The sequence below is a fragment of the Pristimantibacillus sp. PTI5 genome (assembly GCF_048572955.1).
GTDB lineage: Bacteria > Bacillota > Bacilli > Paenibacillales > Paenibacillaceae > Pristimantibacillus.
In genome coordinates this window covers 4,486,551-4,497,500 of sequence record NZ_CP183886.1, presented here as the reverse complement: position 1 = coordinate 4,497,500, position 10,950 = coordinate 4,486,551, and the positions used below count along the sequence as shown (strand labels likewise).

Sequence of the window (10,950 nt, the reverse complement as noted above, 5' to 3'; positions counted from 1 at the left end):
AACGAGAGCAACGCGGGCTTTAATAGATACATCGTCCTCAATCCAAATTCGAGTTAAGTTTCCGTCTTCCTTGTATTCCACGTAATTTTGGCCAGCCGCTGCATCAAAAACCGGCTTTAGCTTCTTCTCATTAATAATTTCCTTGATACGCTCCATCCCGACTGCCTTAGAAGTAACGGTAACCTTACCGTCCGCCCCCTTTTTCTCGGTCCATATGCGGGTATATAACGGCATGCTGAGTATGAGCTTATTAGAAGGAACACCGTCCTCCTGCATAATGCGAACCACAGAGCTCTCAGTCCAAGGGAGAGAAGCAACCGAACCCGCCTTCGGACTTGATGCCCAATGCTCATCGTAAGCCATGACCATCATATAATCTACAATTCCGCCTAAGGCCGCGCGGTCCAGAAACAATGACCACATTTCACTATTCGATTTTGGCGTTACGTCAACCGATACAACAAGGCCCTGTTCGTGCAGCAGCGGCGTGAGTTCACGGACAAACTGCACAAAGTTGGCTCTATCGGAGGTGTGCACATTCTCAAAATCCAAATTAATTCCTTGCAAGCCATAAACCTGCGCGAACCCGATCAGCTGTTGGATCATTGAAAATCGCGTTGCTGCCGTGGCTAATGCTTTGGTCGTACGCTCAGGTTCGAAATCATTGCTGAATAGCGCCCAAACCTGCAGACCTTGCTTGTGAGCCCAGTTCATGTAAGCAGGATCAGCCTTGCCTTTGATCGTACCTTTATCATCCGCAAGCGCAAACCAGGTTGGACTAACGACATTCAAGCCTTGCATGGCGGGGATCTTAGCCGTGTCGATCTTACGATCGTAAACAGCTTCCCAAGTCATATTGATTTTGTTGCCGAGCACCTTCCAAGCAATGAACGGTTTCTCCTCGGCTTTTGCAGGGATTTGGTCGATGTCCGTCAGCTTCACGTCGTTTTTGTTCATGTAGCCGGTCAGTCCATCTCCGCTTTGGACAAGAAGCCAGCCTTCCTGCTCCTTCCAAATTCTAAACGGTTGGCCCTGGGGGATTTTTTGTATAAAGGGCGCTCGGATCGTCGGTTCGGTACGTACAGCCGCGTCTTTCTTGGATGACGCTGTCTCTCCTAATTGGATCGAGTCCCCTTCTGACAATAAAGTAACCGTACCTGTATCTTGCCTAAATTCGACTTGCAAACCGTACAGTTCCTCTAAAGGCTCCGCTGGGATGTAAACCGTATCGCCCGCTTTTTCAGCGGTAATCGTTAAATTATAAGGCTTCTGATTTATTTTAGCCGATAATGAATCCGTTTTAAGATGAAGCACTTTATTAGCCGTGGTCAAAATAATGGAGCCCGAATCAGGTTCATACCGGATAGGCTTGTCCGCACCGAGTACCTGTTCGAGAACCGAAAGCGGCAGCTTTACTTCGTTATTTTCCACAATGGCTCCATCGGCGGCTTCTGTGCCCCGAACAAAAATCGGATGCTCGAATTGATAGTCCGGCTCTGTCTTTTCGTTATTTGGAATATAGCGCATATAGCCATACCAGCAAAAAACGGCCAGTACTCCCGCCAAAAATAATAACGCAATGCTCCGGGCACCCCGGTTTCCTCTGCGGCGCGGCGCTCGGTTGTAAATCGTTTCCAAAACATCACTCTCCTATATGCTTTCTGTTTGCTCTACCGGCAATAAAAAACGTGCTGATTAGCGTTGAATCGCTCCCCGGCACGTTCTTTTTTTTTTGGCTTGAAAATCATTATTTCGTTGTTGCGGTATTGCATGTCGAGCATAGCCCGTATATTTCCATCCGGTGGCCCTCAACTACAAACCCCGTCACCCGTGATGCGGCGCGCTCAACTTCAAGCAGCGGCGGATAATCAAAGTCCACGATGGAACCGCAATTTTTGCAAATGGCATGGTAATGATCGGATAAATCCGAATCAAAACGGCTAGAATCATCGCCATATGTCAGCTCACGCACTAATCCAGCTTCTACAAATAAACGCAGATTATTATATATGGTAGCCACGCTCATGCTTGGATAAATTGGAGAGAGCGCTTTATAAATTTCATCTGCAGTCGGATGGGACATGGAGTCCATCAAGTAGCTTAATATGGCGTGACGTTGCGGGGTCATACGGACGCCATTCATCTTCAGTTGCTCAAGTGCTAAGTTAACGCTGGCTCCCATTCCCCTCACGCCTTTCCTTAGTAGTTACAGCTATTGTACGTTCTAATTTAAGCGTTTGTCAATGAAAGCGCCTTATTAAGATCGCCCAAATTGCCTGATCGAAATGCTGTTCGTTGCATTGATTTGGATTCGGTAAGTGCCCTCGCCTATTGATCCGCGTATGGTTTTCTTACTTACCTCCAGCGGCAGCTCCGTCGTAATATTACCGAAAGTTACCGATCCGTAAACCGTAAAATGACCATCCTCGGGCATCGCAAGCTTCACTTCGCCAACCGAGCTGTCCAAATCCCAATCGCCGCCAACCTTATCGCTGCTCAGCTCTATGCTGCCGTTGAGCGTATCCGCTTTTACGGAAGAGTCCGCTCCGTCCACTTTAATTTTTCCGTTTTTCGTTTCGGCCTCGATGTTACCTGTTATATCCTTGATTTCCAAGCTTCCGTTCAGCGTATTGGCGAAAAGCTTGCCTTGGATTTTTGCTGCGGTAATCGTGCCGTTCTTCGTCTCCAGGCTGGAATCTCCCGTTATGCCGTTTACGGTAATGCTGCCATTATTACCTTTGACGGTCAAAGAGCCGTTAATGTTGCTTACTGAAATAATTCCGCTGTTGCTGCGAATGTCTAAGCCGCCGGGCAGCGTCAAATCCTTAATTTCAACCGAACCGTTATCCGCTTCCACGCTCAGCTTCAAAGCAGGCTTCGGCTCCTCCGTCGGTTCAGGTGTCTGCTCCGTCACACCGCCCGAATTTGTATCCGTTGCCAAAGGCAATGCATAATCTTCATCTGCTGCAACAATTGGAAATGGCATCTCTAAGCTATTCACGTTTGCCGCATCGAGAATGCCGGTCAAGTCCGTTTGCACCGGCGTCTCCGTTGGCGCTTCCTCCGCCTTTACTTGATCAGAAAGCGACATAGGCACGGTGATAAGCATGTTCATTCTCGGCTTTCTACCGCCATTTGTACCATAGGATTGCCCTTTAGCCTCTAGGGTAACCTCTGCTCCGGGATTGACTTTTACCATGGATTGCTCAGCGATCGCATCCGCTTCTTCCTTATCGGCGACATCGACCCATACGGCCGTCAAAAGCTCAATTTCCTGCACGTCACCCGTACGGACGGTTACTTGGCCATTCGGATTAACGATACGGATGAGTGAAGCCGCTTCATCCAGCGGAACCTTGATAACCGCCTTGTCATATTGGAAGCCCTTTTCTTCTCCATATTCGGCAGTTCCGTTCAGTTCGACATTAAATTGATCCAACCACCGGAAAGGGATATCTGCGTATTGCGTTACGACATAAGCGGTCAGAGTAATGACTAGGGCAATCATTCCGCCTGCGACGTCGAGTCTAAGCTTCTTCTCCGCTCCTTTAAATTTTAAGCTGAAAATTATGATTTCAAGGCCTAATACAATAAATATGACCGGCCACCATTGTCCAAGTAGCGAAATATCATTCCTACCATTCATTTGATCAAGCAAAAGCAATATTCCCACGGTCAGTACGAGCACCGCAGCCGTGAAACGTCCTAGCTTAAACATAGATACCGACCCTTTCCGTGAACGTAACAGCAGCAAAATGGATACCAGCACAATGATTGGACCCACGCAAAGCTCCGCAAGCTCATTCATCCAAGGCAATAGAGCTTGCGGCGGCCTTACCAAAATAAGCATAATGCTTCCTGATGCTAAAAGTAAAACACCGTGCGTGAGATTTAACGCAACCGGATTAGGATTGACCGCCTCCGCGCTTTGCAAGGAATCAAATACGCTTATGAAATAAAAAACCGGAAGCATAATGCCTAAATATACAATTAACAGCAAATGTCTGCCGCCGTCTGAATCAGCCAACCGGACAATGGCCGTCAAATCGAGCCAAAAAGCTGCGATAAGCAATAATCCCTTCGGATGCTGCCCGGTATACATATGCCCCGCTCCTGGCATCAGGAATGCGAATAATACAGTGAGCAGCCTATTTTTCATTCGTTTTATTCTGAGCTGACCCAACGCACACCCTCCAAATGCTTTATACTGTCGAGAAGCACAAGCAGCGTTTCGGATTTAGGCAAAGTAATAAAGAGCTGCAGCATAACCTGTTCGCCGTTTTCATCCGCCTCGCACTCCTCCAGCAGCATTTTTTTTATCACGATTTTCCGATCAGTCATCAAGCTGTTGATATCCAACATGGCCCGTGAAAGATCTTTCGCTTTGATTTTAATCAACTGCTCTTTCTTCGCTCTGATATATCTTTTCTCCAGCTTATTAAAAGCCCATAGCGTGACGAGCACCATAACTGTCGCTGTTGCGGAAGCGAAATAGAAGCCAGCCCCTACCGCTAGCCCAATCGCGGATACAACCCAAAGCGATGCCGCAGTGGTCAAACCGGTTATCGACTTCCCCGTAAATAATATCGTTCCGGCTCCAAGGAAACCAATGCCTGTGATGACTGCCGCTGCAAGACGGGCAGGGTCAACCCTTACATTCGGCTCATCGACAAATGCCGAAAAGCCATACATAGATAGCAGCATGAGCAAGCATGAGCCTAAACAAACCAATATGTTGGTTCGCAGCCCGGCCGCATGTTTGGACTGCTCGCGTTCGAAGCCGACGAGCCCTCCTAACAGCAATGCAAGAAGCAATCTTAACAAAATATGAAGCTCACTGATATCCCATGGATTGTTTAACGGATTTAATTCCATATGCGATCCCGACCTTTCCATAATCGCTATTGTAACATAATTGTATGCAGCAATTGGAGCGTACAGCTCTTCTTACCCGAGTATTGTACAAAAAGAAAGACGCGATTCATCGGGAGATGAACCGCGCCTTTGTGCACGATACGCCTATTTCAGGCGTTCGATTAACAGCTTATTCGCAAGCGCAGGATTAGCTTTCCCTTTGGAGGCTTTCATGATCTGGCCAACCAAGAAACCAATCGCTTTATCTTTACCCGCTCTGTAATCCTCGACAGATTGCGGATTCGCTTCGATAATCTGATCCACGATTTGAAGGACAGCGCCTTCGTCGCTTATTTGAACGAGACCTTGCTCTTCGACGATTTGCTCTGGCAGCTTGCCGGATTCGAGCATTGCTTTGAACACGGTTTTGGCAATTTTACCGTTAATCGTGCCCTTCTCCAGCAATCCGATCATTTCGCCCAGGCCTTGTCCGGTAATTTTCACATCGGAAATCTCTTGGTCATTCGCATTCAAGTAACCAAGCAGATCGCCCATGATCCAGTTCGACACGGTTTTGGCATCCTTGGTATAGGACAGGCTTTCCTCAAAGAAATCAGCAAGCTTTTTGGATGAAGTAATCACCTCGGCATCATAAGCAGGAAGGCTGTAATCAGCCGTGTATCTTGCTTTGCGCGCATCTGGCAGTTCCGGAATGGTGGCGCGAATGCTTTGCTTCCACTCCTCGCTGATATGCAGCTGCACGAGATCCGGATCCGGGAAATAGCGGTAATCATGCGCTTCTTCCTTGCCGCGCATCGAGAATGATTTTCCAAGCGCATCGTCAAAGCGGCGCGTTTCTTGAATAACCTCGCCGCCGCCGTCAAGTATTTCCGCTTGGCGGAACTGCTCGTACTCTAGTCCCCGCTGAACGCCGCGGAAGGAGTTCATGTTTTTGAGTTCAGCCCGCGTACCAAATTCCTTCTGACCGTAAGGACGAAGACTGATGTTCGCGTCGCAGCGCAAGCTTCCTTCCTCCATCTTCACATCAGAAACGTCGCAATACTGCATGATCGCTTTGATTTTCTCCAAATAAGCCTTTGCTTCTTCGGGCGTGCGGATATCGGGCTCGGACACGATCTCGATAAGCGGCGTACCGACACGGTTGAAATCGACAAGGGAGGCATAGCCGCCATCTACGTGAGTCAGCTTTCCTGCATCCTCTTCAAGATGCAGCCTTGTAATGCCAATCCGCTTCGTTTCGCCATTCACCTCGATATCGATCCAGCCGTGCTCGCCGATCGGTTGATCGAATTGCGATATTTGGTAGGCCTTAGGCGAATCCGGGTAAAAGTAGTTTTTCCGGTCAAACTTGCTAATATCGGCAATTTGGCAGTTAAGTGCCATTGCCGCTTTCATCGCGTATTCAACCGCTTGGCGGTTCAATACCGGCAAAACGCCGGGATGCCCAAGACAGACTGGACAGGTATGGGTATTCGGCGGCGCGCCGAAAGCCGTAGAGCAGCCGCAAAAAATCTTACTATTCGTATGCAGCTCCACATGGACTTCCAGCCCGACAACCGTCTCGTATTTGTTCGGTTCAGACATTCGTATCGATCCCTTCGTAAACGTAGATATGGCCGCTTATAGCTGCGGACGTTGTTTATGATGCTCCGTGTGCTGCTCGAACGCATGGGCGGCGCGCAGCACCGTCGACTCGTCGAACGCTTTCCCGATAATTTGCAAGCCGATCGGCAAGCCGTCAGCCGTACCGCATGGAACGCTTATAGCAGGAACCCCTGCCAAGCTAACCGGTATTGTACAAATATCGTTTAAATACATCGTTAACGGATCGCCGACTTGCTCTCCGATACGGAATGCCGGCGTCGGCGCCGTAGGTCCGATAATCAGATCATATTGACTGAACACTTGATCAAAATCCTGCTTGATGAGTGTCCGTACTTTCTGCGCCTTTAAGTAGTAGGCATCATAATATCCGGAGCTAAGCGCATACGTTCCGAGCATGATCCGGCGCTTCACTTCCGGGCCAAAGCCCTCGCTGCGCGATTTCTTGTACAAATCGATTAGGTTTTCCGGATTTTCCGCACGGACGCCGTAGCGCACGCCGTCAAATCGAGCCAGATTCGACGAGGCTTCCGAGGAAGCAAGCAGATAGTAAGTAGCAATCGCATAATCCGTATGCGGAAGCGATACCTCTTCCCATGTGGCGCCCAGCGATTCATATACCGCTAGTGCTTTTAGCACCGCTTCCTTCACGCGCGGGTCAATGCCCGCTCCGAGGTATTCTTTTGGCACGCCGATGCGCAAGCCTTTGACATCACCGGTCAATGCAGAGGTGTAGTCAGGAATTTCCACGTTCGCAGAAGTGGAGTCACCCGCATCGTAGCCGGCAATAGCTTGCAGGACGTAAGCGGAATCTTCCACGTTTTTGGTAAGCGGCCCGATTTGGTCCAGTGAAGAGGCAAATGCGACGAGACCAAAGCGCGAAACAAGCCCGTATGTAGGCTTTAGTCCAACGATGCCACAGTATGCTGCCGGCTGACGAATGGAACCGCCAGTGTCGGAGCCAAGCGAGAAGTATACCTGGCCCGCTGCCACCGATGCCGCCGAGCCGCCGCTCGAGCCGCCTGGCACATACTCGGTATTCCATGGATTGCGCGTCGGGTAATAGCTCGAATTCTCATTGGAACCGCCCATAGCGAACTCATCCATGTTCAGCTTGCCAATCGTTACGGATTGGGCAGATTTCAGCTTGCGGACAACGGTCGCATCGTAAATCGGATTGTAATTGCTTAAAAACTGGCTTGCGCAGGTCGTAAGCAGCCCTTCCGTAACGATGTTATCCTTTACTCCAGCCGGCAATCCGAACAGCAAACCGCGTTCGCCGCCTTCTTGCAGCTGCTTGTCCAGCTCGGAAGCTTGCAAGCGCGCATTCTCTTCGTTCAATGTGATAAAAGCCTGGATAGCAGGCTCAGTTTCCGCAATTCTCGCATATGATGCGCTAACCAGCTCAGAAACGGATAGTTCCTTATTGTTAAGCTTGTTATGTACATCCTGCAGGCGCAAATCAAACAGTGCCAACAGTAGTTCCTCCCTTCAAATAAAACCCATTCTTATTATTCAAGTACCGCAGGTACTTTAAATTGTCCATCTTCATCATCCGGCGCATTCAGCAAAACCTTCTCGATTGGCAGAGACGGCCGATTCTCATCCGCACGCATAACATTCGTTATCGGAAGCACATGGCTGGTCGGTTCAACATTTTCCGTATCCAAGCCATTAAGCTTTTCCGCATATTTCAAAATCGCATTGAGCTGCTCCGTAAACTTGTCCTTCTCCGAATCGGAAAGCTCCAACCGCGCCAGTCTCGCGACATGCTCTACATCCTTGGGCGTAATGCTCATCAGGTATTCTTCCTTTCCTATTCCTGTAATCATTCTTCCTATTATATCTCACTTGCATGGCGAACATCAATGAAAACGGCAAACATCAGCCCCGGCGTCCATCCATTCCTATTTACTCATCAAAAAAAAGACTGTTCCGCAGTCAGTTAGTGACATGCAGAACAGTCCTCTATACGCAGCCTCGAGTTAGATCCAAGCCTTTAAATTTACCTGCCGAATAAAGTCCGCAGGACTTAGCGGTTCCTTAGCTGTATTATCCAGCTCCGGTTCTGCTTCGTTCCCGCCGTTCATGATCCGTTTGAATAATTCCTCGTTATGCGTTGCGAGTGCAAAATCGATTAGCGCCTCCCGCTCTATGCGGTCAACCTCATCTTGAATCAGTACCTCTTCAAGCTCGACGTCCTCGTCCGGAATGAGGAAATTGCGATTCGCCGATGGAACCCGCAGCACATAATCAAAGACATTATCCGCATTGCGGTCGTAAGCTATTATATAACCATGCTCCCCGATGGGAAGGTTTTGTTCATATTGGTCAGCCACTATGACGACCTTTGTGCCAAGTTGTAGCATCGTCCTCAACTCCCGTTTCTTCGCCGCTGATTCTTTCACTACTATCCTACTAAAAAATGATAGCGGTGTCCAATCGAAGAGAGTTAATAGACAGACTTTTTTTTAATCCACTGCCGAACTTTTGCGAAGCAGCGCCGCCGAAACGCTTACTGCCGCTGCCATACAGACAATTGATGAAACAGCCACCCAGCCGAATCGACTAGTATTTGCTATACCCGAAGCTACGGATTCATAAGCGAAGCCGCTTAACGAACCGGGACCCCATCCAAAAATTTTAGGGAAGAGGCCTGCCAGCAAAGACAGCACTATGGCCCCGCCAAGCGTTGAAAAAGCAGCCGCAGCCGGACTCCGGAGCAAGGCGCTGAAAAGAAGCGTTATCGCCATAACAAAGGAGAGCCATAGACCGTACACAAGCAGGCTGCTTAACACACCCGAGAACGGAATCTCGCCGAACAGCAGCCCGGTATAATACCATGAGGCCAAATATCCTGCGGTAAGCGAGCCCCAGGCAAGGAGCAGCATAGACGTCCATTTGGAGCCGATGTAGGACAGTACAGAAATCGGCTTCACAAGAATGAGCGATGCCGCGCCGCTATTACGCTCACCGGATACCGTGCCCATGCAGGCGAGCACTAGCACAAGTACGCCCAGCGTACCGAATTGTTGAAGCGTTTGCGCTAACACCTCCGTGCCCAGCGGCTTCGGAATTTCAATAACCGTTCCTTCCGGCATGCTTCCGGCATGCTCTAAGATGACGGGCATGTAATAAGTCGATACCGGCTGCATAATGCCAAGCAGAACAAAGATAAGCGGCACCCATAATAACTTGTAGCTCCGTACAAGCTCCAGCAGCTCTTTTTGAACCATAACCATATAACGGTAAAAGCCTGAAGATAAAGGCGCTTGAGGTAAGCTTAGACGTCTGCTTTCCGCAGCTTCGCTGATCATGAGGTCACCACCTTCATAAATAAGTCTTCTAATGTAGTATGGCCTACGGCCAGACTGCTGAGCTTCACTTGCTCCCGCGACAGCTCATCCAATAGGCGCTGCCTAGCAGCGTCCACTTCATTTACGGTAAAACGGGCAGTCCTATTGTCCAATTCGGCCGTTTCAAATACCCCCGCCTTTGTCCCGGTTTTTATCTCTTGATTCATTCTCTGCAAAAATGAGGATAACCAGCGTTCGGAATATGCGTCCCTTTCGAGCTGCAGCTCGATAATCGGTTTGCGGTGCTCTTTCCGTATAGAATCGATTGACCCTTGCAGCGCAACCTGCCCGTCACGAATGATGATAACGTCATCGCACAGCTCCTCTGCATCATGCAGCACATGTGTCGAGAAGAGTACAGTCGTTTCTTGCTTTAGTTCGCGCAGCAGTTCAAGCACCTCTCTGCGCCCAAGCGGATCCAGCGCGGAGACCGGCTCATCCATAACGAGCAGCTTGGGCTGATGGACGAGTGCTTGAGCAAGGCCCAGCCGCTGCTTCATTCCGCCCGAATAGGAGCCGATGCGTCTCTTAGCAGCAGTGGAGATTCCGACCCGTTCTATCAGCTCTTTTGCTCGTTTTTGGGCGGCAGCGGAGCTTAGGCCGCATAATTTCCCGGCGTAAACCACATATTCGTAGCCTGTCATCCAATGATAAAAGCTAGGGGATTGCGGCAAATAGCCGATTAGCTCGCGATGCTTGCCAGCTTGAACGGAGCCCTGGAAAACCATATGGCCCGCTGTCTGCTTTAACAATCCCGTAATCATTCGTATCGTCGTTGTCTTCCCTGCCCCGTTAGGACCAAGCAGCGCAACGCAGTGCCCTTCGGTTATGGAAAAATCAATGCCTGCGACCGCCTTAAACGTGCCGAAGGTTTTGGTTAAACCCCTTACCTGGAGAAGCTCCGTCATGCCTCATTCCTCCTTCCGGCGATAAAGAAAGCAATCGGCCCGAATAGATTCACAAATATGATGACCAGAACCCAAACCCATTTAGGACCGCGCGTGCTCTCGGCCTTGGCGCATAAAATCAACGCAATGGTCATTAGAATCAACTGGATAACGATAATCGGCGCAATAATAGGCAAGATTTCAGATAACACGAGCTCTTCTTTCATAAA

At 49.4% G+C, this 10,950-nt stretch carries 11 protein-coding genes (1 of these 11 cut by a window edge); all 11 read right to left on the bottom strand.

Features of this window, described 5'->3' with window-relative positions; translation table 11 throughout:
• Positions 1–1,638, bottom strand: the 5' portion of a protein-coding gene (locus ACN6MW_RS20000; protein WP_419871773.1) for a glycosyl hydrolase family 18 protein. 99 nt of this gene lie to the left of the window's left edge; 1,638 of the gene's 1,737 nt are visible here — the first part of the coding sequence; the start codon lies at positions 1,636–1,638; the stop codon falls past the left edge of the window.
• Between the two features lie 109 nt (positions 1,639–1,747).
• Entirely contained in the window at positions 1,748–2,182 is a 435-nt protein-coding gene (gene perR, locus ACN6MW_RS19995) for a peroxide-responsive transcriptional repressor PerR (RefSeq protein WP_419871772.1), read from the bottom strand.
• A 75-nt stretch (positions 2,183–2,257) separates the two neighbouring features.
• Positions 2,258–4,183 carry a DUF4097 family beta strand repeat-containing protein gene (locus ACN6MW_RS19990; RefSeq protein ID WP_419871771.1) on the bottom strand — a complete coding sequence of 642 codons (1,926 nt, stop codon included), beginning with the start codon at positions 4,181–4,183 and terminating at the stop codon, positions 2,258–2,260.
• The gene (locus ACN6MW_RS19985) at positions 4,165–4,875 is read right to left on the bottom strand and encodes an MgtC/SapB family protein (protein ID WP_419871770.1); all 711 of its coding nucleotides are present in this window, start codon (positions 4,873–4,875) and stop codon (positions 4,165–4,167) included. Before ACN6MW_RS19985 ends, ACN6MW_RS19990 begins: the two co-directional genes overlap by 19 nt.
• A 144-nt stretch (positions 4,876–5,019) precedes the next feature.
• The gene (gene gatB, locus ACN6MW_RS19980) at positions 5,020–6,459 is read right to left on the bottom strand and encodes an Asp-tRNA(Asn)/Glu-tRNA(Gln) amidotransferase subunit GatB (protein WP_419871769.1); all 1,440 of its coding nucleotides are present in this window, start codon (positions 6,457–6,459) and stop codon (positions 5,020–5,022) included.
• A gap of 36 nt (positions 6,460–6,495) precedes the next feature.
• Positions 6,496–7,953 (bottom strand): Asp-tRNA(Asn)/Glu-tRNA(Gln) amidotransferase subunit GatA, encoded by a 1,458-nt coding sequence (gene gatA / locus ACN6MW_RS19975; RefSeq protein WP_419871768.1) that lies wholly within the window; start codon positions 7,951–7,953, stop codon positions 6,496–6,498.
• Between the two features lie 35 nt (positions 7,954–7,988).
• Positions 7,989–8,276, bottom strand: a complete 288-nt coding sequence (gene gatC, locus ACN6MW_RS19970) for an Asp-tRNA(Asn)/Glu-tRNA(Gln) amidotransferase subunit GatC (RefSeq protein ID WP_364153687.1) — start codon at positions 8,274–8,276, stop codon at positions 7,989–7,991.
• A gap of 186 nt (positions 8,277–8,462) precedes the next feature.
• Positions 8,463–8,846, bottom strand: a complete 384-nt coding sequence (locus ACN6MW_RS19965) for an ATPase (protein WP_419871767.1) — start codon at positions 8,844–8,846, stop codon at positions 8,463–8,465.
• 102 nt (positions 8,847–8,948) lie between these two features.
• Positions 8,949–9,794, bottom strand: a complete 846-nt coding sequence (locus tag ACN6MW_RS19960; RefSeq protein WP_419871766.1) for an ABC transporter permease — start codon at positions 9,792–9,794, stop codon at positions 8,949–8,951.
• A complete protein-coding gene (locus ACN6MW_RS19955; RefSeq protein ID WP_419871765.1) occupies positions 9,791–10,741 on the bottom strand; it encodes an ATP-binding cassette domain-containing protein in 951 nt (316 codons plus the stop codon). The genes ACN6MW_RS19960 and ACN6MW_RS19955 overlap by 4 nt, the downstream gene beginning before the upstream one ends.
• A complete protein-coding gene (locus tag ACN6MW_RS19950; protein WP_364153699.1) occupies positions 10,738–10,947 on the bottom strand; it encodes a PLD nuclease N-terminal domain-containing protein in 210 nt (69 codons plus the stop codon). The genes ACN6MW_RS19955 and ACN6MW_RS19950 overlap by 4 nt, the downstream gene beginning before the upstream one ends.
• Positions 10,948–10,950: the final 3 nt, after the last annotated feature.

What these genes read in the sequence shown, in the direction of transcription:
- perR (WP_419871772.1), bottom strand. Translation starts at nt 2,182, where the DNA reads ATGGGAGCCAGCGTTAACTTAGCACTTGAGCAACTGAAGATGAATGGC.
- ACN6MW_RS19985 (WP_419871770.1), bottom strand. Translation starts at nt 4,875, where the DNA reads ATGGAATTAAATCCGTTAAACAATCCATGGGATATCAGTGAGCTTCAT.
- ACN6MW_RS19965 (WP_419871767.1), bottom strand. Translation starts at nt 8,846, where the DNA reads ATGCTACAACTTGGCACAAAGGTCGTCATAGTGGCTGACCAATATGAA.
- gatB (WP_419871769.1), bottom strand. Translation starts at nt 6,459, where the DNA reads ATGTCTGAACCGAACAAATACGAGACGGTTGTCGGGCTGGAAGTCCAT.
- ACN6MW_RS19955 (WP_419871765.1), bottom strand. Translation starts at nt 10,741, where the DNA reads ATGACGGAGCTTCTCCAGGTAAGGGGTTTAACCAAAACCTTCGGCACG.
- ACN6MW_RS19960 (WP_419871766.1), bottom strand. Translation starts at nt 9,794, where the DNA reads ATGATCAGCGAAGCTGCGGAAAGCAGACGTCTAAGCTTACCTCAAGCG.
- gatC (WP_364153687.1), bottom strand. Translation starts at nt 8,276, where the DNA reads ATGAGCATTACGCCCAAGGATGTAGAGCATGTCGCGAGACTGGCGCGG.
- ACN6MW_RS19950 (WP_364153699.1), bottom strand. Translation starts at nt 10,947, where the DNA reads ATGAAAGAAGAGCTCGTGTTATCTGAAATCTTGCCTATTATTGCGCCG.